This is a genomic window from Nocardioides sp. CF8, assembly GCF_000389985.1.
In the GTDB taxonomy this organism is placed as follows: domain Bacteria; phylum Actinomycetota; class Actinomycetes; order Propionibacteriales; family Nocardioidaceae; genus Nocardioides; species Nocardioides allogilvus.
In genome coordinates, this window is sequence record NZ_CM001852.1 from 408,343 (window position 1) to 433,904 (window position 25,562).

24 protein-coding genes are annotated in these 25,562 nt (G+C 71.7%); 18 read left to right on the forward strand and 6 right to left on the reverse strand.

Annotated features, from left to right (window positions below):
- Window positions 1–15: 15 nt before the first annotated feature.
- Window positions 16–897, reverse strand: coding sequence for an HAD family hydrolase (locus tag CF8_RS01980; RefSeq protein WP_010831464.1), 882 nt, complete (start codon window positions 895–897; stop codon window positions 16–18).
- Window positions 898–958: 61 nt separating this feature from the next.
- Between CF8_RS01980 and CF8_RS01985 the strand changes: the two genes are divergently transcribed.
- The 7 genes from CF8_RS01985 (at window position 959) to hemB (ending at window position 8,678) form a co-directional block, all read left to right on the forward strand.
- Complete coding sequence (locus tag CF8_RS01985) at window positions 959–2,566, forward strand: class I adenylate-forming enzyme family protein (protein WP_010831465.1); 1,608 nt, start codon at window positions 959–961, stop codon at window positions 2,564–2,566.
- Complete coding sequence (locus CF8_RS01990) at window positions 2,563–2,817, forward strand: glutaredoxin family protein (RefSeq protein ID WP_010831466.1); 255 nt, start codon at window positions 2,563–2,565, stop codon at window positions 2,815–2,817. The genes CF8_RS01985 and CF8_RS01990 overlap by 4 nt, the downstream gene beginning before the upstream one ends.
- 153 nt (window positions 2,818–2,970) lie before the next feature.
- Window positions 2,971–3,666 carry a redox-sensing transcriptional repressor Rex gene (locus tag CF8_RS01995; RefSeq protein ID WP_010831467.1) on the forward strand — a complete coding sequence of 232 codons (696 nt, stop codon included), beginning with the start codon at window positions 2,971–2,973 and terminating at the stop codon, window positions 3,664–3,666.
- Window positions 3,663–4,961, forward strand: a complete 1,299-nt coding sequence (locus CF8_RS02000) for a glutamyl-tRNA reductase (protein ID WP_010831468.1) — start codon at window positions 3,663–3,665, stop codon at window positions 4,959–4,961. Before CF8_RS01995 ends, CF8_RS02000 begins: the two co-directional genes overlap by 4 nt.
- An 8-nt stretch (window positions 4,962–4,969) precedes the next feature.
- The gene (hemC, locus tag CF8_RS02005; protein WP_198652252.1) at window positions 4,970–5,920 is read left to right on the forward strand and encodes a hydroxymethylbilane synthase; all 951 of its coding nucleotides are present in this window, start codon (window positions 4,970–4,972) and stop codon (window positions 5,918–5,920) included.
- The gene (locus CF8_RS02010; protein ID WP_010831470.1) at window positions 5,917–7,563 is read left to right on the forward strand and encodes a uroporphyrinogen-III synthase; all 1,647 of its coding nucleotides are present in this window, start codon (window positions 5,917–5,919) and stop codon (window positions 7,561–7,563) included. Before hemC ends, CF8_RS02010 begins: the two co-directional genes overlap by 4 nt.
- Window positions 7,564–7,673: 110 nt before the next feature.
- Window positions 7,674–8,678: a porphobilinogen synthase gene (gene hemB, locus CF8_RS02015; protein ID WP_010831471.1), complete on the forward strand. Its 1,005-nt coding sequence runs from the start codon at window positions 7,674–7,676 to the stop codon at window positions 8,676–8,678.
- 90 nt (window positions 8,679–8,768) lie between these two features.
- Here hemB and CF8_RS02020 read toward each other — a convergent pair whose 3' ends face one another.
- Window positions 8,769–9,947: a lytic transglycosylase domain-containing protein gene (locus CF8_RS02020; protein WP_010831472.1), complete on the reverse strand. Its 1,179-nt coding sequence runs from the start codon at window positions 9,945–9,947 to the stop codon at window positions 8,769–8,771.
- A gap of 172 nt (window positions 9,948–10,119) precedes the next feature.
- Here CF8_RS02020 and hemL point away from each other — a divergent pair, with 172 nt between their 5' ends.
- The 7 genes from hemL to CF8_RS02055 are packed head-to-tail and all read left to right on the forward strand — an operon-like array spanning window position 10,120 to window position 16,229.
- Window positions 10,120–11,436 (forward strand): glutamate-1-semialdehyde 2,1-aminomutase, encoded by a 1,317-nt coding sequence (gene hemL, locus CF8_RS02025; protein WP_036490004.1) that lies wholly within the window; start codon window positions 10,120–10,122, stop codon window positions 11,434–11,436.
- Window positions 11,433–12,110 carry a histidine phosphatase family protein gene (locus tag CF8_RS02030; RefSeq protein WP_010831474.1) on the forward strand — a complete coding sequence of 226 codons (678 nt, stop codon included), beginning with the start codon at window positions 11,433–11,435 and terminating at the stop codon, window positions 12,108–12,110. Before hemL ends, CF8_RS02030 begins: the two co-directional genes overlap by 4 nt.
- Window positions 12,107–12,685 (forward strand): TlpA family protein disulfide reductase, encoded by a 579-nt coding sequence (locus tag CF8_RS02035; protein WP_010831475.1) that lies wholly within the window; start codon window positions 12,107–12,109, stop codon window positions 12,683–12,685. The genes CF8_RS02030 and CF8_RS02035 overlap by 4 nt, the downstream gene beginning before the upstream one ends.
- The gene (locus tag CF8_RS02040) at window positions 12,678–13,433 is read left to right on the forward strand and encodes a cytochrome c biogenesis CcdA family protein (protein ID WP_010831476.1); all 756 of its coding nucleotides are present in this window, start codon (window positions 12,678–12,680) and stop codon (window positions 13,431–13,433) included. The genes CF8_RS02035 and CF8_RS02040 overlap by 8 nt, the downstream gene beginning before the upstream one ends.
- Window positions 13,430–15,049 (forward strand): cytochrome c biogenesis protein ResB, encoded by a 1,620-nt coding sequence (gene resB / locus CF8_RS02045; protein ID WP_010831477.1) that lies wholly within the window; start codon window positions 13,430–13,432, stop codon window positions 15,047–15,049. Before CF8_RS02040 ends, resB begins: the two co-directional genes overlap by 4 nt.
- Complete coding sequence (gene ccsB / locus CF8_RS02050; protein ID WP_010831478.1) at window positions 15,046–15,969, forward strand: c-type cytochrome biogenesis protein CcsB; 924 nt, start codon at window positions 15,046–15,048, stop codon at window positions 15,967–15,969. The genes resB and ccsB overlap by 4 nt, the downstream gene beginning before the upstream one ends.
- Window positions 15,966–16,229 (forward strand): DUF4229 domain-containing protein, encoded by a 264-nt coding sequence (locus tag CF8_RS02055; protein ID WP_010831479.1) that lies wholly within the window; start codon window positions 15,966–15,968, stop codon window positions 16,227–16,229. Before ccsB ends, CF8_RS02055 begins: the two co-directional genes overlap by 4 nt.
- A gap of 9 nt (window positions 16,230–16,238) precedes the next feature.
- On the opposite strand, the gene CF8_RS02060 is transcribed toward CF8_RS02055, so the two are convergent.
- From CF8_RS02060 to CF8_RS02070, 3 genes are read right to left on the reverse strand one after another with little or no spacing between them, the layout of a single operon-like run.
- Window positions 16,239–17,498, reverse strand: a complete 1,260-nt coding sequence (locus CF8_RS02060; RefSeq protein ID WP_051204095.1) for a GNAT family N-acetyltransferase — start codon at window positions 17,496–17,498, stop codon at window positions 16,239–16,241.
- Window positions 17,499–17,553: 55 nt separating this feature from the next.
- Window positions 17,554–18,438 carry a 1,4-dihydroxy-2-naphthoate polyprenyltransferase gene (locus CF8_RS02065; protein WP_010831481.1) on the reverse strand — a complete coding sequence of 295 codons (885 nt, stop codon included), beginning with the start codon at window positions 18,436–18,438 and terminating at the stop codon, window positions 17,554–17,556.
- Complete coding sequence (locus CF8_RS02070) at window positions 18,422–19,816, reverse strand: MFS transporter (RefSeq protein ID WP_010831482.1); 1,395 nt, start codon at window positions 19,814–19,816, stop codon at window positions 18,422–18,424. Before CF8_RS02070 ends, CF8_RS02065 begins: the two co-directional genes overlap by 17 nt.
- A gap of 114 nt (window positions 19,817–19,930) precedes the next feature.
- On the opposite strand from CF8_RS02070, the gene CF8_RS02075 reads away from it, so the two are divergent.
- From CF8_RS02075 to menD, 4 genes are read left to right on the forward strand one after another with little or no spacing between them, the layout of a single operon-like run.
- Entirely contained in the window at window positions 19,931–20,365 is a 435-nt protein-coding gene (locus CF8_RS02075; RefSeq protein ID WP_036491955.1) for a VOC family protein, read from the forward strand.
- 42 nt (window positions 20,366–20,407) lie between these two features.
- On the forward strand, window positions 20,408–21,439 hold the full coding sequence (locus tag CF8_RS02080; protein WP_010831484.1) for an AMP-binding protein: 1,032 nt from the start codon (window positions 20,408–20,410) through the stop codon (window positions 21,437–21,439).
- Complete coding sequence (locus tag CF8_RS02085; RefSeq protein ID WP_156887305.1) at window positions 21,439–22,380, forward strand: o-succinylbenzoate synthase; 942 nt, start codon at window positions 21,439–21,441, stop codon at window positions 22,378–22,380. Before CF8_RS02080 ends, CF8_RS02085 begins: the two co-directional genes overlap by 1 nt.
- Complete coding sequence (gene menD, locus CF8_RS02090) at window positions 22,377–23,951, forward strand: 2-succinyl-5-enolpyruvyl-6-hydroxy-3-cyclohexene-1-carboxylic-acid synthase (protein ID WP_010831486.1); 1,575 nt, start codon at window positions 22,377–22,379, stop codon at window positions 23,949–23,951. Before CF8_RS02085 ends, menD begins: the two co-directional genes overlap by 4 nt.
- On the opposite strand, the gene CF8_RS02095 is transcribed toward menD, so the two are convergent.
- Window positions 23,929–25,509 (reverse strand): hypothetical protein, encoded by a 1,581-nt coding sequence (locus CF8_RS02095; RefSeq protein ID WP_156887129.1) that lies wholly within the window; start codon window positions 25,507–25,509, stop codon window positions 23,929–23,931. The genes menD and CF8_RS02095 overlap by 23 nt on opposite strands.
- Window positions 25,510–25,562 lie beyond the last annotated feature (53 nt).

A 25,562-nucleotide genomic window follows, 5' to 3' on the forward strand; every position in this document is an offset into this window, starting at 1 on the left:
CGAGCGGCGGCAGCGTCAGTGACGCCGGCCGCGCACGGCCGCTCCGGCCGCCACGGCACCGCTCAGGCCGCCCGCCGCGGCGGCCAGCACGAGTCCGGCGCGGGCCGCCTTGCGCCCGGTGCGGTAGTCACGCACACGCCACTTGTGCTCCTTCGCGTGGGCGCGCAGCTTGGCGTCGGGGTTGATCGCGATCGGCTCGCCCACCAGGGAGAGCATGGGCAGGTCGTTGTAGGAGTCGGAGTAGGCCGAGCAACGGCTCAGGTCCAGCCCCTCGCGGATGGCCAGCGCCTTGATCGCCTCGGCCTTCGCAGGGCCGTGCAGCATGTCGCCGACGAGCCGGCCGGTGTAGACGCCGTCCTCGTGCTCGGCGACGGTGCCCATGGCGCCGGTGAGGCCGAGCCGGCGCGCGATGATGGAGGCGATCTCGATCGGCGCCGCGGTCACCAGCCACACCCGTTGTCCCTGGTCGAGGTGCATCTGCGCGAGGGCGCGGGTGCCGGGCCAGATGCGGTGCTGCATCCCCTCGTCGAAGACCTCCTCGCCGATCTCCCGGAGCTCCTCGACGGTGTGCCCGGCAATGAAGCCCAGCGCCGAGTTGCGGGCGTCTGCGACGTGCTCGGGATCCTCGACGCCGACGACCCGGAAGTAGGTCTGCTTCCAGGCGGCACCCAGGATGTCGCGGGTCGAGAAGAACTTGCGGCGGTGCAGCCCGCGGGCGAGGTGGAAGATGCTCGCGCCCTGCATGACGGTGTTGTCCACGTCGAAGAAGGCCGCCGCCGTGAGGTCGGTGGGCATGTTGAGCGCGGTCTCGACCTCGGTCGCTGCCGCGGCCGCCTCACCAGCCAGCGTCGAGCGTTGCTGGAGGTTCAGTCGGCGCGGTCTTTCGGGCGGCGTCACGTCGGTCAGCGTAGACCTGCAAGGCCGCCGCGAGGGGCAGCGCGTGTGGAAGTATCGGCCCATGCTGCAGACGGATCTCGCCGACCTCTTGCTCTTGGCGTCGGAAGAGGCACCGGATCGCCTGGCTGTGGTCGAGTCGGACGGTCGCGGCCGCACCTGGCTCGAGCTCGAGGGTGAGGTTGCGTCGTTCGCGACCGGCCTGGGCGACCTCGGCATCCTGGCCGGCGCCCGGGTCATGCTCGTGGTCGGCAACCGCCTCGAGTTCGTCACGGGCTATCTCGCGATCCTGCGCGCGCAGGTCGTCGCCGTACCAGTCAACCCGCGCTCGACCGCCGACGAGCTCGCGCGGATGATCGCCGACTCCGGCACCCGCCTGGTCATCGCCGACCCCGACTCCCTGGCCGTCGTCCGGGACGCCTGCGCCCAGGTCGTCGCGGCCCTCGACGGCGAGCCGACCGACCTCGAGGCCGACCTCGTCAGCCGCGCCCAGCGTCCTCGTGTCGTCACCATCGACACCGCTCCGCAGGACGGGGAGGTGTCGTACGCCGATGTGCTGGCCACCGAGGCGCGGGCCCTGCCGCCGCTGCCCGACCCGGAGAAGCTCGCGGCCCTGCTCTACACCAGCGGCACCTCCGGGCGACCGCGCGCGGCGATGCTCACCCACCGTGCGCTGCTGGCCAACCTCGAGCAGGTCGGCGACGTCGAGCCACCGATGATCCACGGCGACGACGTCGTGCTCGGTGTGCTGCCGCTCTTCCACGTCTACGGGCTCAACGCCGTCCTCGGGGGCGTCCTGCAGCACCGCGCCAAGCTCTTGCTCGTCGAGCACTGGGACCCCTTCGCCGTGCTCGACCTGATCGAGGACGAAGCGGTCAGCGTGCTTCCGATCGCCCCGCCGGTCTTCGCCCACTGGCGCGGGATCGAGGACCTCGCCGACCGGCTCGGCCCCGTACGCCTCGTGCTCTCCGGCTCCGCACCCCTGCCGCCGGAGGTGATCGAGGAGTTCACCGCGATCACCACCATCCCCGTCCACCAGGGCTACGGCCTCACCGAGGCGTCCCCGGTCGTGACCAGCACGCTGTGCAGCGACGTGCTGCAGACCGGCTCGGTCGGTGCCGCGCTGCCCGGCATCGAGCTGCGCCTGGTCGACGAGACCGACACGCCGGTCACGGGCGAGGACCCGGGCGAGATCCAGGTCAAGGGGGCCAACCTCTTCAGCGGCTACTGGCCCGACGGTGCGAGCGGCCCCTCCGACGAGGGCTGGTGGTCGACCGGCGACGTGGGCTTCCTCGACTCGACGGGCGACCTGTTCCTCGTCGACCGGGTCAAGGAGCTGGTCATCGTCAGCGGCTTCAACGTCTATCCCTCCGAGGTCGAGGAGGTGATCCGCGAGGTGCCCGGCGTCCGCGACGCCGCCGTCATCGGGGTCGCGGACGACGACACCGGTGAGGCCGTGGTGGCCTATGTCGTCGCCGAGGCCGACGCCCCGGAGGACGGCGAGGCGCTGGAAGACGCGGTGCGTGGCCACGCGTCCTCCCGCCTCGCCCGCTTCAAGCAGCCGACCCGCGTCGAGGTGGTCGCCGAGCTCCCGCTCACCGTCACCGGCAAGGTCCAGAAGGGCCGCCTGCGCGGGATGGAGCGCCGGCGCCAGCTGGGGCTGCTCGAATGAGCGCGAGCCCGAACCCGGCACGCGTCACCCTCTACGGCCGCGTGGGCTGCCATCTCTGCGACGAGGCGCGTGCCGTCATCGAGGCCGTGTGCGCCGAGCTGGGGGAGTCGTACGTCGAGGTCGACATCGACACCGACCCGGCTCTGCGCGAGCGTTTCACCGACGAGGTGCCGGTGACCTTCGTCGATGGTCGCCAGCACGACTTCTGGCGGGTCGACCCCGTCCGGCTGCGCACAGCCCTGCGTCGCTGAGGCCCCCAGTGCGGGTGGGTCATCTCACATGTGCTAGCCGGCATCGTCGCTCAGTTTGTTCTCCCGTTCACAAACTCCTACAGTGATCGCGCCGACTCGTTCTCACACGGGTTTTCCCACACCCGGGACCGCGTTGGCTGGAAAGAAGACGCAGTGACTGCACGGACGTCCAACGACCACGCCCGGGACATTCCCGAGGCCACTGTCGCTCGGCTACCCGTCTATCTACGTGCCCTCATCACGCTTGCTGAGCAGGACATCGAGACCTGCTCGTCCGAGGAGCTCGCGACCGCCGCCGGCGTCAACTCCGCCAAGCTCCGCAAGGACCTCTCCTACCTCGGCAGCTACGGCACCCGCGGTGTCGGCTACGACGTGGAATACCTGCGCTACCAGATCGCCCGCGAGATCGGTGTGACCCAGGACTGGCCCGTCGTCATCGTCGGCATCGGAAACCTCGGTCACGCCCTCGCCAACTACTCCGGATTCCGCAGCCGTGGGTTCCGCGTGGTGGCCCTGCTCGACGCCGATCCCGACCGGCACGACGAGGTCGTCGCGGGCGTCGACGTACGCCCCTTCGACGAGCTCGAGGCGATCGTCCTCGAGCACGGCGTCGCGATCGGCGTCATCGCCACGCCCGCCCTGGCCGCCCAGGACGTCGCCGACCGGATGGTCGACGCGGGCATCACCAGCATCTTGAACTTCGCACCGACAGTGCTGTCGGTGCCCGAGGGAGTCGACGTCCGCAAGGTCGACCTCTCGATCGAGCTCCAGATCCTCGCCTATCACGTCCAGCGCAAGGCAGCAGCCGGCATGGTCGAGGCAGAAGCAGTCACGGAGGACTCAGCATGAGTGTTCTCGTCGTGGGGGTCTCCCACAAGTCGGCCCCGGTCGCGCTGCTCGAGCGGCTCGCCCTGGATGCCAACGGCGTCACCAAGCTCGTCGACGACCTGATGGGCAGCGAGCACGTCGGTGAGGCGACCGTCATCGCGACGTGCAACCGCCTCGAGGTCTATGCCGACGTCGACCGCTTCCACGGCAGCGTCGAGGAGGTCTCGCGGCTGCTCGTCGAGCGCGCCGGTGAGTCCACCGAGGCGCTCGTGCCGCACCTCTACGTCCACTACGACGACGGTGCCGTCTCCCACCTCTTCAACGTCGCCTCCGGCCTCGACTCGATGGTGGTCGGCGAGGGCCAGATCCTCGGCCAGACCCGCGAGGCGCTGCGCCTGGGCCAGGAGGTCGGCTCCGTCGGTCCCGCGCTCAACGTGCTCTTCCAGCAGGCGCTGCGCGTCGGCAAGCGCTCGCACGCCGAGACCGACATCGACCGCGCCGCCCCGTCGCTGGTCACCGCCGCCCTCGAGCGGATCCCCGGGACCGTCGCCGGACGCCGTGTCGTCGTCGTCGGGGCCGGTGCGATGGCCTCCCTGGCCATCTCGACCGTCTACCGCCTCGGCGCCAGCGACATCGCCGTCGTCAACCGCACCAGCGACAACGCCGCCCGGCTCGCTCGCGAGTACGACGCCCGCTCGCTGCCGCTGGCCGAGCTCGCGACCGCTCTGGGCGACGCGGACGTGGTCGTCTCCTGCACCGGCGCCGCCGGTGTCCTCGTCACCCGCGCCGGGCTCGCCGAGGCCCGCGGCGACCTCGAGACCCCGCTCGCGATCATCGACCTCGCGCTGCCCCACGACGTGGAGCCCGAGGTCGCGACCCTGCCCGGCGTCACCCTCATCGGCCTCGCGTCCCTGGCCGAGGACCTGCGTGACTCCGACGCCGCCCGCGAGGTCGAGGGCGTGCGCGCGATCGTCGCCCAGGAGATCGCCGCCTTCCTCGCCGCGCGCCACCAGGCCAGCGTCACGCCGACAGTGGTCGCGCTCCGGTCCATGGCGACCTCGGTCGTCGACGCCGAGATGGAGCGGCTCTCGACCCGGCTGCCCGACCTCGACGAAGTCACGCGCGCCGAGGTGCTGCACACCGTGCGTCGCGTCGCCGACAAGCTCCTGCACGAGCCGACCGTCCGGGTGAAGGAGCTCGTCAACGAGACCGGCGCCGTGTCCTACGCCGCCGCGCTGGCCGAGCTGTTCGCGCTCGACCCCGAGGCCGTCGACGCGGTCACCCGCGCCGGTGTGCCCGAGGAGGGACGCCCATGAGCGCCCCCCTGAGCAGCATCCGGCTCGGCACCCGCCGCTCGCTCCTGGCCACCACCCAGTCCGGTCATGTCGCCGACTTGATTCGCCAGCGCCTGGGGCGTGAAGTGGAGCTCGTGGAGATCACCACCGAGGGCGACACCAACACCGCCCCGCTCGCCACGATGGGCGGCACGGGCGTCTTCGTCAGCGCCCTGCGCGACGCGCTGCTGCGCGGCGAGGTCGACGTCGCCGTCCACTCGCTCAAGGACCTCCCGACCTGGCCCGCCGAGGGCATCACCTTGGCCGCCGTACCCACGCGCGAGGACCCGCGCGACGTCGTGGTCGCCCGGGACGGCCTGACCCTCGGCGAGCTGCCCGCGGGCAGCCGCGTCGGCACCGGCTCGCCGCGTCGCGCAGCCCAGCTCGCAGCCCTCGGGCTCGGCGTCGAGATCGTGGAGATCCGCGGCAACGTCGACACCCGCATCGCCAAGGTCGCCAGCGGCGACTACGACGCGGTCGTGCTCGCGCGTGCCGGACTGGCCCGCCTCGGACGCGTCGACGAGGCCACCGAGGTGCTCGACCCGCTCCAGATGCTGCCGGCCCCCGGACAGGGTGCGCTGGCGATCGAGTGCCGCAGCGACGACACCGACCTCCTGGCCGACCTCGCCCGGCTGGACGACCACCCCACCCGGGTGGCCGTCACCGCCGAGCGCAGCCTGCTCGCCGCCCTCGAAGCCGGTTGCTCGGCGCCCCTGGGCGCCCTGGCCGAGGTCGTCGAGGGTGACGACGGCGACGAGCTGTGGATCCGGGCGATCGCGCTGTCACTCGATGGCGGCCTGTCGATCCGCACAAGCACGACCGGCAGCGTCGACGACGCCGCTGCCACGGGGAACCGCCTCGCGAGCGAGATGCTCGCCGAGGGCGCCGCAAGCCTGATGGACAGCACAGGGATGGAAGCACCAGTGAGGAAGCAGTCATGACGCGAGCACAGAGCGCCCAGTCCAACGCCGCCACCACGGCGCCCGCCACCACCACGAGGGGCTGGGTGTCGTTCGTCGGCAGTGGCCCCGGCGACCCCGGCCTGATGACGGTGCGGGCGGTGGAGCTGTTGCGCGACGCCGAGGTGATCATCACCGAGGCGCCCGAGCACGCCGATCTGGTGCACGCCCTGCTCACGGTCACCGAGGACGGCCCGCAGGTCGTCGACGGTGGCTTCGGTGAGGACGGCCAGCCGCTGACCCACGCCGCGCGCGCCAAGGTCGTGGTCAAGCACGGCAAGAAGTCGCGCGTGGTTCGCCTGATGACCGGCGACCCGTTCCTCTACGCCTCCGGTCCCGAGGAGGCGCAGGCGTGCGTCAAGGCCGGCGTCGGCTTCGACATCGTGCCCGGCGTCTCGTCGGTCTCCGCGGTCCCGGCCTACGCCGGCATCCCGCTGACCACCAAGGACCACCGCGAGATGGCCGTCGTCACCTGCGGCCCGAAGGTCGACTGGAGCCAGTACTCCGACGACCGCACCCTCGTGCTGCTCTCGGCCGTCGGCACCATCGGTGAGATCGCCGCCGCGCTGATCGCCGCCGGTCGCTCGGCCGAGACGCCCGTCGCCATGACCCGCGTCGGCACCACCACCGAGCAGGCGACGGTCACCTCGACGCTCGCCGACATCGCCGCCGACGCCCGCGCGGCGCGCATCTCGCCGCCGGCCATCACGGTCATCGGCAAGGTCGTCAACCTGCGCGAGACGCTGTCGTGGTTCGAGACCAAGCCGCTCTTCGGCTGGCGCGTCCTGGTGCCGCGCACCAAGGAGCAGGCCGGCTCGCTGTCGCGTCGCGTGCGCGAGTACGGCGCTGTGCCGGAGGAGGTCCCGACCATCTCGGTCGAGCCGCCGCGCAACCCGCTGCAGATGGACAAGGCCGTCCGCGGCCTCGTCGAGGGCCGCTACGAGTGGATCGCCTTCACGTCGGTCAACGCGGTCAAGGCCGTGCGCGAGAAGTTCGAGGAGTACGGCCTGGACGCCCGCGCGTTCTCCGGCCTCAAGATCGCCGCTGTCGGTGACAAGACCGCCGAGGCCATCGCTGCCTGGGGCCTGCGCGCCGACCTCGTGCCGACGGGCGAGCAGTCCGCTGCCGGCCTGCTGGCCGACTGGCCGCCGTACGACGACGTGCTCGACCCGATCAACCGGGTCTTCCTGCCGCGCGCCGACATCGCCACGGAGAACCTCGTCGCCGGCCTGATCGACCTGGGCTGGGAGTGCGACGACGTCACCGCCTACCGCACCGTGCGCGCCACGCCGCCGCCGGCGGAGACCCGCGACGCGATCAAGACCGGCAAGTTCGACGCCGTCGTGTTCACCTCGTCCTCGACCGTGCGCAACCTCGTCGGCATCGCCGGCAAGCCGCACCCCTCGACGATCATCGCGGTCATCGGCCCGGCCACGGCGAAGACCGCCGAGGAGCACGGCCTGCGCGTCGACGTACTCGCCTCGAAGCCCGACGTGGAGGTCCTCGTGGACGCCCTCGCCGACTTCGGTGCCAGCCGTCGCCTCGACCTGCTGGAGGCCGGCGAGCCGGTCACCAAGCCGAGCGAGCGCAAGCCCACCGCCCGCCGCAAGGCCCGCGCGAAGTGAGCTGAGCCGGACACGGCACGAAGGGCGGCGACGGAGGAGACTCCGTCGCCGCCCTTCGTCGTCCGTGGCGCAGCGGAGGGTCGCGGCTCGGCGACCCGTAGGCTTCAGGCGTGATCGCGAACGAGGAGCAACCCGACATCACCGGGCCGGTCATCCGGCCGCGCCGCCTGCGGCGCACCCCTGCGCTGCGCCGACTGGTCGGCGAGACGTCGGTGCAGGCGAGCCAGCTGATCCTTCCGGTGTTCGTCCGCGAGGACATCTCCGAGCCAGTGCCGATCTCCTCGATGCCCGGGGTCGTCCAGCACACCCGTGACTCGCTGAAGGCCGCCGCAGCCGAGGCCGCCGAGCTGGGGCTGGGCGGGGTGATGCTCTTCGGCATCCCGTCGACCAAGGACGCCGTCGGCAGCGGTGCCATCGACCCGAGCGGCATCCTCAACCTCGCGATCAACGACGTCGTCGCGGAGGTGGGCGACACGCTCACCGTGATGAGCGACCTGTGCCTCGACGAGTTCACCGACCACGGCCACTGTGGCCTGCTCACCCCCGATGGCGAGATCGACAACGACAAGACGCTGGCGGCGTACGCCGAGATGGCCATCGCGCAGGCCGAGGCCGGCGTCGACATGGTCGGCCCCAGCGGGATGATGGACGGCCAGGTCGCGGTCGTCCGGCGCGCGCTCGACGCCGCCGAGCACTCCGGGGTGTCGATCCTGGCCTACTCCGCGAAGTACGCCTCCGCCTTCTTCGGGCCGTTCCGCGAGGCGGTCAACTCCTCCCTCGAGGGCGACCGGCGCACCTACCAGCAGGACCCGGGCAACGTCCGCGAAGGCGTGCGCGAGGCGCTGCTCGACGTGGCCGAGGGTGCCGACATCGTCATGGTGAAGCCGGCGCTGCCCTATCTCGACGTCGTGCGCCGGGTCCGCGACGCCGTGGACGTGCCCGTGGCGGCGTACAACGTCTCGGGCGAGTTCGCCATGGTCGAGGCCGCCGCCGCGAACGGCTGGCTCGACCGCGACGCCGCGGTGCTCGAGACCCTCACCTCCATCCGCCGCGCGGGTGCCGACGTGATCCTGACCTACTGGGCGGCCGACGCCGCCCGCCTGCTCGGTCGCTGACCCCCGCCCGGTGGGGGTGTGTTGACGCCGACTCGGCAAATCACGAAGGCCCGCCGGGGAACCGGCGGGCCTTCGTCGTGGAGCGAGTGGCTACGGCGTCATCAGGTCCTCGACACACGCGTTCAGCGCGGCCAGGTCGAGGGCCGAGATGCCGCTGGTCAGGCACTGGGCCTGGGCCTGGGCGACGGTGAGCGTCTGGTCGAGCGGGGTGACGCTGGTCGTCGGCAGGCTGGGCAGCTTCGTCGGGATCGGCAGCTTGACCGGGTCCTTGGTCGGCGACGGAGTCGGGTTGGGGGTCGGGGTCGCTGTCGACGTGGTCGGCTTCGTCGGCGTCGGCTTGACCGTCGGGGCCGCGGTGCTCGTGCTGCCCCGCACCACGGCCTCGTCGCGACCCTTGGCGGCCTTGGTCTTGGCGCTGCGCACCGGCGAGGTGGTCGGCCCGGTGGTGTTGGGCAGGAAGACCCCGGCGGAAGTGGTGCCGTTGGGCACCGACGTGAAGTCGCCGTCCATGTAGGCCTGCATGATCGAGATCACCAGGTCGACGTAGTCGTTGGAGTGGTTGTAGCGGTAGACGCTGGCGCGCTGGCCCTTGTCGGTGGACAGGTCGTCGTCACCGGAGCAGAGGTAGACGGCCGTCGCGAGCGCGGCGTCGTCGATGTCCTGGGGGTTGCGCTTGCCGTCGTTGTCGCCGTCGACACCGACGACCGACCAGGTCGACGGGATGAACTGCATGGGGCCGACGGCGCGGTCGAACTTGGTGTCGGAGTCGTACTGGCCGGCATCGGTGTCGGTGATGTTCTGGGTGTTGTTCTTGCCGTTGAGCGCGATGCCGTAGATGCCGGGCTCGGCGACGCCCTCCTCGCTGAGGGTGTTGCCACCGAAGCGACCGTGGTCGGACTCGACGCGACCGATGGCCGCGATCAGCTGCCACGAGACCTCGCACGCCTTGTCGGCGGAGTTGATGACAGCCTCGGCGCGCTGGTAGGCGGCGAGCGCGGCCGACGGGATGCCGCTGGTGGAGGCGGTCGCGATGATGTCGCCGGTGTCGCCGCTCGCGGCGGCGGGAGCAACGGAGGTGGGGGAGGAGACGCTCGCCGGGGCCTCGATCGCCTGCGTCGGCACGGCGCTGCCGTCGGGCAGCGTCGTGGTCACGTCGCCGGCCAGGGCGGCGCTCGCGCCGATCCCGGTCAGGCTGGCGGTCCACGCGACGGAGAGCACGGCGAGCGGCACGACGGCCGTCGCCTTCTGCAACCGGTTGAAAGTGGGCATTGCTTGTCTCCCCTGAGGGTGCTGCGGTCAGAGCACGGCACTCCCTCAAGTGCGTGCAAGGCTCTCAACGAATGGTGTCACAGTGAGTTACGTCGCAACACCCTGGTGTGATGCCCAACACGTCGCGAGGTCCGAATCGTCCCTTGCTTGGGGACTACGCGACAATAACCCGGTGACTGCCCGTCCCGCCCCCGTTTCCAGCACGCTCTTCGAGCGGGCCCAGGCAGTGACGCCGGGCGGGGTGAACTCCCCGGTCCGGGCGTTCAACGCCGTCGGCGGCACGCCCAGGTTCATCCGCAGCGCCAAGGGTGCCTGGCTGACCGACGTCGACGGCAACGACTACGTCGACCTCATCTGCTCCTGGGGGCCCATGCTGCTCGGCCACGCCCACCCGGAGGTGCAGGCGGCGATCGCGCAGGCCGTCACCCGCGGCACCTCCTACGGCACGCCCACCGAGCCCGAGGTCGAGCTGGCCGAGGAGATCGTCTCGCGCACCCCGGTCGAGAAGGTCCGCTTCGTCTCCAGCGGCACCGAGGCCACGATGTCGGCGCTGCGCCTGGCCCGCGGCTTCACCGGTCGCGACATCGTCATCAAGTTCGCCGGCTGCTACCACGGCCACGTCGACGCGCTCCTGGCCAGCGCCGGGTCCGGCCTCGCCACCCTCGCGGTCCCCGGCACGCCGGGCGTCCCCGCCAGCGCTGCCGGCGAGACGATCGTCCTGCCCTACAACGACCGCGCCGCCGTCAGCGCGGCGTTCGCCGAGCACGGTGACCGGATCGCCTGCCTGATCACCGAGGCGACGCCGGGCAACATGGGCGTCGTACCCCCCGCTCCCGGCTTCAACGGCTTCCTCGCCCAGACCTGCCGCGACCACGGCGCACTGTTCATCAGCGACGAGGTGATGACCGGCTTCCGCGCCACCCGCGAGGGCGGCTGGGGCCTCGACGGTGCCGTCGAGGGCTGGACCCCCGACCTGATGACCTTCGGCAAGGTCATGGGCGGCGGCTTCCCGGCCGCGGCCTTCGGTGGTCGCGCCGACGTGATGAGCCGCCTGGCGCCCGAGGGCCCCGTCTACCAAGCAGGCACGCTGTCCGGCAACCCGATCGCCACCACCGCCGGCCTTGCCACGCTCCGCCTGGCGACGCCCGAGGTGTACGCCGACCTGTCGGCCACCGCCGACACCATCAAGTCCGCCGTGGTCGACGCGCTCACGGCCGCCGGTGTGCCCCACGGCGTACAGAGCGCCGGCACGATGTTCTCGGTGTTCTTCCGCGACGGCGAGGTCACCGACTTCGCGGGTGCCTCGACGCAGGACACCCAGGCCTTCGCCGCCTTCTTCCACGCGATGCTCGACGCCGGGGTCTATCTCCCGCCGTCGGCGTTCGAGTCGTGGTTCGTCTCCTCGGCCCACGACGAGCGGGCCGTCTCCACCGTCCTCGCGGCGCTCCCCGGCGCCGCCCGTGCCGCTGCTGCGATTGGATCCGCATGAGTGACAAGACGATCGTCCACCTGCTCCGCCACGGCGAGGTGCACAACCCCGAGGGCGTCCTCTACGGGCGCCGCGACGGGTTCCACCTCTCGGAGCTCGGTCGCACGATGGCCGAGCGCATCGGACAGGCCCTCGGCGAGCGCGACATCGTGCACATGCGTACGTCGCCGCTGGAGCGCGCGCAGGAGACGGCCGCGCCGCTCGCCGCCGCTCGCGGGCTGACGCCGGTCCTCGAGCCGCGCGTGATCGAGTCGGCCAACCGGTTCGAGGGGGTCAACTTCGGCGGGGGCGCGAAGACGTTCCTGAAGAACCCCGCACTGCTGCGCCACCTCTACAACCCGCTCAAGCCGTCGTGGGGCGAGCCCTACGACGAGATCGCGGCCCGGATGATGGCGGCCGTCGACGACGCCCGCGACGCGGCCCGTGGCCACGAGGCGGTCATCGTGTCGCACCAGCTGCCGATCTGGACGACGCGGCTGTTCGTGGAGAAGCGCTCCTACCTCCACCACCCCAAGACGCGTCAGTGCACGCTGTGCTCGGTGACCTCGCTGCACTTCGACGGCGACGCGCTGCACCAGGTCGTCTACTCCGAGCCGGCCGGCGACCTCATCCCCGTCGGCGACCGCTCGGCGCCGTTCTCCGCCGGTGGCGCCAAGGCGGAAGACCGACCGTGAGGAACCTCGTCGCGCTGCTCGCCCTGCTCACCGTCGTCACGACCGGCTGCTCGTCCCTCGACGGCACCGGCGACAAGGGCTTCATCTCCCAGGACGGTGCCGTCACCCAGATCCCCGCGGCTGATCGCGGCGAGGCGATCGACGTGACGGGCGAGGACCTCGACGGCAAGCAGATCTCCTTCGCCGACCTCCGCGGCGGTGTCGTGGTCGTCAACGTCTGGGGTGCGTGGTGCACGCCGTGCCGGGTCGAGCAGCCCGACCTCAACGAGGCTGCGGAGCAGACCGCCGGCGCCGCCGAGTTCGTCGGCCTCAACATCCGCGACGCGTCGGTCGACAACGCGCGGGCCTTCGTCCGTACCAACGAGGTGCCCTACCCGTCCATCTACGACCCGGACAGCAAGGCACTGCTCGACTTCTCGGCCGTCCACCCGGTCCGCTCGCCTCCGACCACGTTCGTGCTCGACCGCGAGGGCCGCGTCGCGGCGGTCGTCTCGGGCCGACTGCCGTCGGTGGGCACGCTCGTCACGCTGGTCGAGGACGTCGACAACGAGAGCCGGGGCACCACAGGTGGGTGACTGGTTCCGCGAGACCGCGGGCTCCGGCTCGCTGGTCCTGGCCCTCCCGGTGGCCCTGATCGCCGGCCTGGTCTCGTTCTTCTCGCCGTGCGTGATCCCGATGCTGCCGGGCTACCTCTCCTACGCCACCGGCATCTCCGGCTCCGACCTCGCCGAGGGTCGCCACGGCCGCGGCCGGCTGCTGGCCGGCTCGAGCCTGTTCGTGCTGGGCTTCGCCGTCGTCTTCGTCGCGCTGGGCGCCATCACCGGTCAGTTCGGGCTCTGGCTGGCCGCCCACGTGCAGCAGCTCAACGTCGTCCTCGGCGTCTTCGTGATCGTGATGGGGCTCGCGTTCATCGGCCTGGTCCCGCTGCTCCAGCGGGAGATGCGCTTCCACAAGGTGCCCGCCGTCGGCTTGGTGGCGGCGCCGTTCCTCGGGTTCCTCTTCGGGCTCGGCTGGACCCCGTGCGTCGGCCCGACCCTCGGCGTCATCTTCACCCTGTCGGCCAACGAGGCGACCGCCGCTCGCGGCGCGCTCCTCTCGGCCGTCTACGCCCTCGGCCTCGGGCTGCCGTTCATCTTCGCCGCGCTCGCCTACCGCCGCGCGCTCTCGGCCTTCGCCGTCGTCCGCCGCCACCAGCAGTGGGTGACCCGGATCGGCGGGCTGATGCTGATCCTGGTCGGCGTCCTGCTCGTCACCGGTGCCTGGGACTGGGCCGTGCAGTGGCTGCAGGTGCGGCTGGTCAGCAACTTCGAGGTCGCGGTGTGAGCGACGTGAGCGACACGGTCGAGAAGGACACCGGGGGCCGCGATCGGCAGGCCACCCCGATGCCCACCGACATGACGGCGCGCGAGCTCGGTCGCTGGGCCTGGCGCCAGGTCACGTCGATGCGTACGGCGCTGGTGCTGCTGCTGCTCCTGGCGCTGGCCGCCATCCCCGGCTCGATCGTGCCGCAGGAGGACGTCGACTCCCTCGCCGCCTCGCGCTGGCGCGAGGCCCACCCGAAGCTCACCCCGGTCTACGAGAAGCTCGACCTGTTCTCGGTCTACGACTCCCCGTGGTTCTCGGCGATCTACATCCTGCTGATGATCTCCCTCGTCGGTTGCATCGTGCCCCGCACGGCCGTCTACTGGCGCGCGCTGCGGGCCCAGCCGCCCAGGGCGCCGAGGAACCTGTCGAGGCTGCCCGAGCACGCGGCGTACACGACGGACGATGCGCCGGACGACGTGCTAGAGCGGGCCGCGGCAGCGCTGAGGAAGCGCCGCTACCGGGTGGTCTCGACAGGCTCGACCGCCGAGGGCTCCGGCTCGGTGTCGGCCGAGAAGGGCTACCTGCGCGAGGCGGGCAACCTGGTCTTCCACCTCTCGGTGCTGGTGGTGCTGGTCGGCTTCGCGCTGGGCGGGCTGTTCGGCTACAAGGGCGGCGTGATCGTCGGCGTCGGTCAGGGCTTCTCCAACGACCTCACGCAGTACGACGACTTCGTGCCCGGCTCCCTGTTCGACGGCGACGACCTCGAGCAGTTCACCTTCACGATCAAGGACTTCGAGGCCGAGTGGCTGACCGAGGGACCGCGCGCGGGCATGGCGCGCAAGTTCGTCAGCGAGCTGGAATACCGCGAGACGCCCGACGCGGAGCCCGAGAGCTATGACCTCAAGGTCAACCACCCGTTGACGATCGGCAAGACCGAGGTGTTCCTGATCGGCCACGGCTATGCGCCGGTCATCACGATCCGCGACGGCAACGGCGACATCGCCGCCACCGGCCCGACGGTCTTCCTGCCCACCGACCAGACCTTCGCGTCCTTCGGGGTCGTCAAGGCCGCCGACGCCCGCCCCGGCCAGATCGGGCTGGAGGGCGACTTCTACCCGACCTTCGCGCTCGGCGACGGGATGCCGCGCTCCAGCTTCGGCGACCTGCTCAACCCGCTGCTGTCGATGTTCGTCTACACCGGCGACCTGGGCCTCGACGCGGGCACCGGCGACTCCGTCTACGTCCTCGACAAGGCCGACGCCGAGCAGGTGATGAAGGCCGACGGGCAGCCGTTGCGCCTCGACCTGCGCCCGGGCGACACGGTGAAGCTGCCCGACGGGCTCGGCTCGGTCACCTTCGAGGGCATCGAGCGCTGGAACAAGGTGCAGATCAGTCGCACCCCCGGCAAGCTCGTCGCCCTCACCGGCGTCGTGATGGCGCTGATCGGGCTGCTCGGCTCGCTGTTCATCCGGCCCCGCCGGGTCTGGGTGCGCACCCGGCGCTCCGAGGACGGACAGACCGTCGTCGACCTGGGTGCCCTCGATCGAAGCAACGGCGGCGACCCCGAGCGCGGCGAGCTCGAGCTCGCGGCGATCATGGACTCACTCCAAGAACCGAAAGAGGACAAGTCGTGACCGACGCATCGTGGGAAGCGCTCAGCAACCAGGCGGTCGCGGCCAGTGGCGTCGTCTACTTCCTGGCGCTGCTCGCCCACCTCGTCCAGTGGGCTGCGCTGCGCAAGCTCCCCGCCGACGTCGTCGTGACCACGGGTCGTACGGCGATGGCCGGGCGCCTCGCCGTACTCCTCACCGTCCTCGGGGTCGGCGTGCACTTCGTCGCGCTCCTCGCGCGCGGGATGGCCGCGGACCCCAACCGGGTGCCGTGGGGCAACATGTACGAGTTCACGCTGTCGGGCACGTTCTTCGTCGGCCTGCTCTACCTCCTCTTCCTGCGCCGCTTCGCGCTGGAGTGGATGGGACCGCTCGTGGTCGCGTTCGTGCTGTCGATGATGATGCTCGGCGTCATCTGGCTCTACGACCCGGTCGCGCCGCTGACCGAGGCGCTCTACTCGCCGTGGCTGGTGATCCACGTCGTCTCCGCCGTGATCGCGACGGGCGCCTTCACCCTGGGCGGCATCGCGTCGGTGCTCTACCTCCTCAAGGAGCGTTCCAGGGCAGAGCGCGGCTATGTCGCGCGCCTGCCGGCCCTGGCGTCCCTCGACCGGATCTCCTACCGGATGCACGCCTTCGGCTTCCCGGTGTGGACCTTCGCGGTGCTCATCACCGGGCCGATCTGGGCCCACCAGGCCTGGTCGTCCTACTGGAACTGGGACCCCAAGGAGGTGTGGGCGTTCATCACCTGGGTCGTCTACGCCGCCTACCTCCACGCCCGCGCCACCGCCGGCTGGAAGGGTCGCAACGCTGCGATCGTCGCTCTCGTCGGCCTGGCGACCCTGTGGTTCAACTTCATCGGCATCAACTTCTTCAGCTCGGCCAGCCAGCATTCCTACGCGGCTGACACCACCACCATCACGTCCCAGGAGACCTCCCTGTGAAGGAATTCGTCGTCTACACCGGCCTGCGCATCGCGCTCTTCGTGGCCTGCCTGATCACCGTCCTGCTCGTCTGGTCCCTGTTCACCGATGGCAAGGTCCCCGCCCTGTGGCCGGTCGTGATCGCCTTCATCGCCTCCGGCGTGCTGTCCTACTTCCTGCTCAACCGCCAGCGCGACGCCTTCGCCCGCCGGGTCGAGGAGCGCGCCTCGCGTGCCGCCTCGAAGTTCGAGGAGCGCAAGGCGCGCGAGGACAACGACTGACGGGTCGGGCTAGAAGCTCGTCAGGCTGTACGGCGCCGCGCCGCCGTCCATCAACGCCGCGAGCCGTGACACCGCGTCGGCCGAGCCGGTGATCCGCCCGGCGCGCGCCATGGTGCGCACGGAGACGCCGCCGAGGTAGAGCGATGCGAGGGTCTCGGCCGTCAGCAGCACGTCGGCGGAGTCGCTGGTCGACGAGACCTTCGCCCGACCATCCCGGACGGTGATCGTGAACGCGCCCTGGGCGTGCCCCAGCGGGTCGTCGACGCCGAGCACGAGGGAGTCGTCGGCGAACCACGGCCGTGCCTCGAGGGCGACCGGCACGTCGAGGACGCGCAGCCAGATGTGGTCGATCACCGACTTCACGTGCACCACGTCGGAGTTGGTCACGCTCCAGTCGAGGGTGTCGTCGGGCCGGCTCCCGTTGTCGGTGACGCGGTCGGTCAGGTCGATCCCGGCCAGGAACTGCCACAGCCCGAGGTGCGCCTCGTTGGTGAGGGTCAGGAGGTTGGCGTTGACCGGCTTGGGCTTGGCGTTCTCGCCCTCGCCGACCTTCCACTGGGCGTAACCGTCCGGGTTGCCGTCGGCGTCGAGGTGGACCGCGCCGCGGAGCTTGGTGTCGGCGCTGCCGGTGGCGAAGTCGATCTCCCCGGTCAGCATCGGTCGGTAGAACGTCGGGCGCTCGAGCGAGCCCCGCGTGCTGGCGTGGAAGCGGTCGAAGAGGTCGCTGATGACCGGCCACATGTCGGCGGGCTCCATCAGCTCGCAGCGGCCCGGGTCGGCGTACGCACGCAAGGAGAACCGGGCGTCGGTGTCGACCTCGATGCGCCGGCGGAAGGTGGCGGCGCCGAAGCCGAAGCGGCCGTAGATCGAGCCCTCGGAGACGGTCAGGGCCGCGACGGGGAGGTCGGTGGCCGCGAGGTCCTCGACCATCATCCGGCTGAGCAGGCCGCGGCGCCGGTGGGCGGGGCTGACGGTGATGTCGGTGATCATGTGCACCGGGATGACGTCGAGGCCGGCGTTGAGCGTCTTGTCGAAGCTCGAGAACGTGCCGACCGGGCGCGGCCCTGCGCCGAACTCGCCCTCGGGCAGCCAGGCGCCGACCACGCGCTGCTCGTCGGTGCGCATGGTCTCGAGCCAGAGCCGAGTGTTGAGCTCGCCCGGCGTCCCGTCGTGGAAGCCCTGGCTGACTGCTTGCAGCCACGCGGTCAGCGCGGCCGTGGTCGCCTCGGACTCGTCTCGGGGATCGAGCGTTCGGAAGTCGTAGTCCACGCTCACCACGCTAGTGAACGGGGCAACCGGGTTTCGGGACAGGCCTTCGCCTTCCTCAACCACCGACACCGAGGACGATGAGAGGCGCGGTGACGAGGACGGCCCAGACGAGCTGCCCGACCCCGGTCTGCTGGAGCACGGGGACCAGGCCAGGTCCGGTGGCCCCGCCCAGCACCGTGCGCAGCGGGGGGAGCATCCGGACGAGGAAGACCAGCCCGAGCAGGCTCCACCAGGTCGACGCGGCAGCGACCGCGACGACGGCGACCGCGGCGAGACCGACGAGGAAGGCGTAGAGGTAGCGGGTGCGCTCGTCGCCGAGCACCACGGCCAGGGTGCGCTTGCCGGCCACCGTGTCGGTGGGGATGTCGCGCAGGTTGTTGACCACGAGGATGGCGCAGGCGAGGGCGCCGATGCCGACGGCGGCGGGGAGCGCCAGCAGCTCGAAGGTGTCGGTCTGGACGTAGGTCGTGCCGATCACCGCGACCAGGCCGAAGAAGACGAACACCATCACCTCACCGAGGCCGAGGTAGCCGTAGGGCTTCGAGCCGCCGGTGTAGAACCATGCGGCCAGCACGCACACGGCGCCGACGGCGACCAGCCACCAGGCCGTCGTCGCGGCGAGCACGAGGCCGGCGACGCCCGCGACGGCGAAGGCGAGGAAGGCGGCCGTCTTGACCGCCTTCGGTGACGCGGCACCCGAGCCGACGAGGCGCATCGGGCCGACCCGGTCCTCGTCGGTGCCGCGGATGCCGTCGGAGTAGTCGTTGGCGTAGTTGACCGCGACCTGCAGCGCGAGGCTGACCACGAGCGCGAGGGCGGCCTTCCACCACACCGGCTCGTCGACGTACGCCGCGACGCCGGTGCCCGTCAGGACGGGAGCGACGGCAGCGGGCAGGGTGCGGGGGCGGGCTCCGGCGAGCCAGTCAGTCGGGGTTGCCACCGACGGATTGTGTCAGGGCGCTGACGCCACCGGGCTCGCCGGGCTGCTCCACGGTGGGCGGCCCGAGCGGCGCGACGTCCTCGGGGTCCTCGGAGGCCGACGCATCGGCCAGCACGTGGGCCGGGACGTGCTCCTCCAGGAAGCGCCTGGCCATCTTCACCGACGGGTGCAGGCCGGCGGCGGCGACGGTGATGATCGCGGCGATCAGCAGCCAGCCGGCCGAGCCCCAGTTCATCGCCAGGAAGGTGTAGAGCGCGGGCGCCCAGACGCGTCCGAGCGTGCTGCTCAGCTCGGCGGCGCCCTGGTACTCGCCCCGTCGCCTCGGGTCCATCAGCTCGGCCTCGAAGGTCCAGCTCGCGGCCGAGAGATAGAGCTCGGCGCCGGTGAGCGTGACGTGGCCGAGGAAGAACAGCAGCACGGTCCACAGGCCCACGGAGTGGTGGGTGGACAGCGTGACGACGCAGGAGACGATGAAGAACACCGTGGAGACCCGGATCGCGCGCAGGGCGGTGCTGTTGTCCTTGATCCCGCGGGCCGCGGCGAGGGGCAGGAAGATGCACATCACCGTGTTGGTGCCGAAGAGGAACGCGAGCACGACCCAGGGGGCGTCGGTCTTCTCGACCAGCCACAGCGGGATGACGAGGTTGAGGATGACCTGGTTGGACCACAGCGTGCCGGAGAAGAACATCGACAGCATCCAGCCGAGGTTCTTCAGCGGGCCCGGGCCGGCGACCTTGACCTTGCGCTCCTCGGTGGTGCGCATGTCGTGGGGCGCGTCGGGCAGCCGGGTGACGTTGAACGCGTTGGTCATGAAGACGGCGGCGGTGAAGTAGGGGACCAGGGACAGCAGCGTGAGCGACTCGAAGGCCAGCGCGATGCCGCCGACCAGCGAGCCGAGCGTGAAGCCGACGTTGAGCGCGGAGTACATGTAGGCGCGCGAGGTCACGCGTTCCTTGGGCGGCAGGACGTCGATCGTGTAGGCGCCGTGGGCGGTGCCGCCCAGGGCGCCGATCACCTCCATGACCACGGCCATCGCGATGTAGCCCTGGAAGCTGTCGATGAACGGCCACACGGCGAACATCGCGGCCTGCCCGGCGCTGCTGATCGACCAGCAGCGCTTGGCGCCGATGCGGTCGACGATGCGGCCCATGGGATAGGCGGCGACGAACCCGAAGAGGCCGGCGATGGTCAGACCGACCCCGACCTGCACGACGCTCAGCCCGACGATCTGGGTGAAGAAGACGGCGGAGCCGGCCATGAAGGTGCCCTCACCGAGGGCGAACAGGAGCGACTGGGTCGCCAACCGACCCGCGAGGGGGGACGGCGGCTTGGCCTTGTCGATCCATCGCGAGCGTGGGGCGGTGTCGGTGGTGGTCATCGCGGCTCATTGTTGCCTGTCGCACCGACATCCGTCGCGGGAGTTTTGCAGATACCGGGAATTGCCGAAGATCCTCCTGTGGCAACACTGCTGGACGCCTCTAGGGTGGTGATCATGGCGGCGGTCAAGCAGTTCCAGGTCACCTTCGACTGTGCCGAGCCCGAGCGCGTGGCTCGCTTCTGGTGCGACGTGCTGGGCTACGTCGTGCCCCCGCCCCCGGAGGGCTTCGCCGGCTGGGACGAGTTCGACCGCTCCCTGCCGGCCGAGGACCAGGGGTCGGCCTTCGCTTGCGTCGACCCGACCGGTGTCGGCCCGCGCCTGTTCTTCCAGCGCGTGCCCGAGGGCAAGACCGTCAAGAACCGGCTGCACCTCGACGTCCGCGTCGGCACCGGGCTCGTGGGCGCCGAGCGCCTGGCTGCCCTCGAGGCGGAGTGCGCGCGGCTGCTCCCGCTCGGCGCGCGCCGGGTGCGGCTGCTGGAGGCCGACGAGGTCAACGAGTCCTGCCTGGTGATGCAGGACGTCGAGGGCAACGAGTTCTGCCTCGACTGACGGGGCTCCGGCCGTCGACGGGTCGGGGGATAGCGTTCCCACGTGAGCACCCTGCGCCCCTCCGACGACGCAACCGAGGCGATCGCGCAGCTCCGGGCATGGCTCGAGGTGGATGATCCCGATCAGCTCCTGATCGAGACCTCCGGCTCGACCGGCCGGCCCAAGCGGGTGCTGCTCTCCAGGACCGCGGTCATCGCGTCGGTCGAGGCGAGCGCCCGCCGCCTCGGCGCCCGCGGGCAGTGGCTGCTCGCGCTGCCGTCGTCCTACGTCGCCGGCGTCCAGGTCGTCTGCCGCTCACTGCTCGCCGGCCACGAGCCGGTCGTGGTGGCCGGTCTCGATCTCACGATCGCCCAGGACGGGCAGTTCACCTCCCTCGTCCCCACCCAGCTGCACCGCCTCCTCCAGGACGAGGCGCAGGTCGACGCGCTGCGCCGGCTGCACACGATCCTGCTCGGCGGCGGTCCGATCGACCCGGCACTCCGGAGCCGCGCCGAGGACCTCGGGCTACGGCTCGTGTCGACGTACGGCGCCAGCGAGACCGCCGGAGGCTGCGTCTACGACGGCCTGCCGCTCGACGGTGTCGCGCTCGCCGTCGGCACCGACGGGCGGCTGCGGATCGGGGGACCGACCGTCTTCGACGGCTATGAGGGGGACCCCGAGCTGACCGACGAGACGCTGGTCGACGGCTGGTTCCTCACCTCCGACGCGGGGACGCTCGACGAGGACGGCCGGCTGCGGGTGCTCGGGCGGATCGACGACGTCGTGGTCAGCGGTGGCGTCAACGTCCCGCTCCCGGCCGTGGCGAAGCGGATCCGCGAGCACCCCGACGTCGACGCCGTCGAGGTGCTGGGCGTCCCGGACGAGGAGTGGGGGACGCGGGTCGTGGCCTTCCTGACCTTGGTGTCGACACGCTCCTCGCAGGGCTCGTCGTTGCTCAACCAGCGGAGTGTGCGCGACTGGGTCGCCGCGGTGCACCCGCGCGCCTGGGCGCCGCGCCAGGTCGTCGTCCTGGACGCGCTGCCGCTGCTGATCAACGGCAAGGTCGACCGCCAGGCCCTCCGGGGGCAGGCGTGATCCACGTCTTCTCGATCCCGCTGCGCACCACCTTCCGCGGCATCACCGTGCGCGAGGGCGTGCTGATCCGCGGCGAGGGCGGCTGGGGCGAGTGGTCGCCCTTCCTGGAGTACGGCGACGACGTGGCCCGGCCCTGGCTGCGGTGCGCGGAGGAGGCGGCCGCAGGGGACTGGCCGCAACCCCTGCGCGACCTCGTCCCGGTCAACGTCACCGTCCCCGCGTGCAGCCCCGAGCGCGCCCACCAGATCGTCAGCGCCGGCGGCTGCACGACCGCGAAGGTGAAGGTCGCCGAACGCGGGCAGACGCTGGCCGACGACGTCGCGCGCCTCGAAGCAGTCCGCGACGCGCTCGGCCCCGGCGGGCTGGTCCGCGTCGACGCCAACGGCGGCTGGGACCTGGACGAGGCGGTGCGGGCGATCGGACTCCTCGAGCGGGCGGCCGGCGGCCTGGAGTACGTCGAGCAGCCCTGCGCCACGGTCGAGGAGCTCGCCGCCGTGCGCCGACGCGTCGACGTGCCGATCGCCGCGGACGAGTCGATCCGGCGGGCCGAGGACCCCTATCGCGTGCGCGACCTGGAGGCCGCCGACATCGCGGTGCTCAAGGTGCAGCCGCTCGGCGGGGTGCGCGCCTGCCTGCGGATCGCCGAGGACATCGGGCTGCCGGTCGTCGTGTCCAGCGCCGTCGAGTCGAGCGTCGGCATCGCTGCCGGGGTCGCGCTCGCGGCCGCGCTGCCGAGCCTGGAGCACGCCTGCGGGCTGGCCACGGTCCAGCTGCTCACCGACGACGTCGCGGTCTCACCGCTCCTCCCGGTCGACGGCTTCTTGCCGGTGACGACTCCCGAGCTCGACGATGCCGCACTCGCCCGGCTCGCCGCCCCGGCGGACCGGGTGGCCCACTGGGAGCGCCGGCTCAGCGCCGTACGGCAGGATCAGCGTCCATGACCGACGCCACCGAGCTCGCACGCGGAGTCGTCTCGCTCCTGCTGCGCCACGGCGTGACCGAGATCGTGCTCGCGCCGGGCTCGCGCAACGCGCCGCTGGCCTTCGCTGCCTTCGACGCGGCCGAGGCCGGCGTGCTCCGGCTGCACACGCGCATCGACGAGCGGTCGGCCGGCTTCCTGGCCCTCGGTCTGACCAAGGTCGGGCGCACCGCCGCGGTCGTCTGCACCTCCGGCACCGCGGTCGCCAACCTCCACCCGGCGGCCCTCGAGGCGAGCCACTCCGGGCTGCCGGTCGTCTTCGTGACCGCCGACCGGCCGGTGCCGCTGCGCGACACCAGCGCCAGCCAGACGACCGACCAGGTCGGACTCCTGCCCCGCCTGCCGTTCGCCGACCTCGCTGAGATCGACGACCTCGACCTGTCGATGGACCCCGGGCGGCCCTGGCACCTCAACGTCCAGCTCGACGACCCGCTCGTGCCGGACGGTCGCTGGGACGTCCCGGCGGTCCCGGTCGACGAGCGGCCGCGCGTGCGGCCCGACGAGGTCGAGATCCCGCACGGCCCCCGCACCGTCGTGATCGCCGGTGACGATGCCGGGCCGCCCGCGCGCGTGCTCGCGCAGCGCGGACAGTGGCCGCTCCTCGCCGAGCCGACGAGCGGTTCGCGCACCGGCACGCACGCGCTGCGCACCTACCGCCTGCTTCTCGACTCCGAGCTCGGGCAGCCGATCGAGCGGGTCGTCGTCGCCGGGCACCCGACGCTCTCGCGACCGGTCAACCGCCTGCTCACGCGCGACGACGTCGAGGTCTGGGACGTCGAGGACGCGGGGCTCTGGCGTCGGCGTCCCTTCAAGGTCGACCACGCAGTCGCCCGGGCGACGACCGCGGAGTCGAGCGACACTGCGTGGTTCGACGCGTGGGCGGCCGCTGACCGCTCGGTCGGCCGGCAGCTCGACGGGCTGTTGCGTGCGGAGGCCGACCTCACGCCGTACGAAGTGGCCGGTGCCGTCAGCCGGGCGCTGCCCGACGGCGGGCTGCTGTTCGTCGGCGCCTCCAGCCCGATCCGCGACCTCGACCTGATGGTGCCGCGCTACGGCGTCGGCGGCCGGCGCAAGGTCATCGCCAACCGCGGCCTGGCCGGGATCGACGGCACCGTGTCCAGCGCCGTCGGCGCCACGCTCGGCCGGCCGCGGTCCACGCGCGCGCTCGCGCTGATGGGCGACGTCACCTTCCTGCACGATGCGACCGGTCTCGTCCTCGGCCCGGCCGAGCCGCGGCCCGACCTGACGATCGTGGTCGTCAACGACGACGGCGGGTCGATCTTCTCCATGCTCGAGCAGGGCGCGCCGGAGTTCGCCGACCGCTACGACGCGCTGTTCGGCACCCCGCACGGCGTTGACATCGCCAGCCTCTGCGCGGCCACCCGCACCCCCCACCTGCGCGTCGACTCGCTCGGGGCGCTCGAGCAGGCGCTCGCCTCACCCAACGGCGGGATCGAGGTCCTCGAGGTCGTCGTCCGACGCGACAACCGCCGCGAGCTCGACGAGCGGATCAGGGCGCTGCGACCTCACTGAAGGTCGCACCCAGCACCGTCGGCTTCCCCTTCGACGGCAGGTGGATCACTCCCACGGCGAGGTCCGCGAAGGAGAGGACGCCGTCCTTGCTCTGGCGATACCTCCCGTACGGCGGCGCCCACCGCACCATCAGGTCGGACCGTCCGTCGAGGCGGGTCGTCACGCGCAGCGCCACGATCGCGAGCGCTCCGTCCGCGACCTCGACCACCCGGGACAGCCCCTCGGGCCGAGCCGTGACGGTGTAGCCGGTGAACATCGCGCGACTGCCGAGATCGGCGACGTTGTCGCGCCACTTCCGCGAAGCCCGGTCGACCTCCAGGCGGTCGTCCTCGGTGCCCGACCGGACGTAGTCGCGCCAAGCAGCGGTGGCGGCCGCCGCGTCCTTGACGCCCGGCAGCCTGGCTGGACGACCGGCCTCCGGCAGGTCACCGGTGATCGTGCTGCCCGCCTGGCGGAACCACGGGGCCTCCACGGAGGCCTTGGTGAACAGGTCGACCCGGGTCTCGCGGTCGACCTCCGAGGCGACCAGCGACCACATCGGGTAGGAGTCGAAGCGCCCGGAGTAGGCCTCGATGCCGTCGTGGACCGGCACCGAACGCCGACCCAGGCCGGTCAGCCGGCCGACGCGGGTCCCGAAGAGGTCGCTCTCCAGGGCGGGCCCGCGATCTGCGAGGCGCCACTTGTCCTCGCGGTAGCGCGGCGGCCGGGCGGCCTCGACCGCGGTGCGCAACCGGTCGCCGTACGACTCGAGGAGGGCGGGGACCTGGGACCGGGTGAGCGCGACCTTGGTCGTCGCGGTCTCGGGCGACTGCCGCTTCGCGGGCAGCAGGTCCTCGATGGTGCAGCCGGCCAGCGACAGCGTGAGCACGACGACGAGCGCGGACCGCCTGGCCTTGCGCCGCCCGCCCGGCCTGCTGGCGGCGACCCGCTCGGAGGAGGGGACGTAGGCGGCCACGCGCTCGGCAGCCGACGGCAACCGCGGTCCCCGGCGGCGCCGGGTGCGGGTGCGCAGCAACAGCTCGACGCAGGCCAGCAGCACGAGTGCACCGGTGGCGAACGCCACGAGCGCCCAGGTGAAGACTCCCGGCACGGTGATCGCGAACGACACCGTCGTCGGTCCGACCCCGGTCAGCGGCGCGATCACCCACTGGGCCGCGGACGTGTCGCGATCGAGGGTCAGCTCCTCGACCCCGGAGCCGCTCATCGAGTGGGTCCAGAAGCCGGCCTCCGCGGGCTGCACGCGCTTCCCGGAGCCGACGTCCTCGGCGACGACGCCGGTGCGGGTCACGCTGGTCAACCGGATCCGCGGGGAGTCGCCGACGAAGTCGGCCACGTCGACCGGGTGGGCGGTGCCGATGAAGACACCGTCCGGTGCCGAGGCGCGCAACGTGACGGTGACGCCCTCGTAGGCGAGCAGGTCGGGGGCGGTGAGGAGCGGGCGACCGTCGTCGCCGAGCGCGGTCGGCCGGTTGACGATCGTGTCGTCGGAGCCGACGACCCCGGCCACGACGGCACCCGCCGTCATCACCAGGAGTGCCAGCAGCGCAACGATCGCCACGGCGATCCTGCCCACCCTCCCGAGTCCCCGCACGCGGGGGATTATCCATGGCG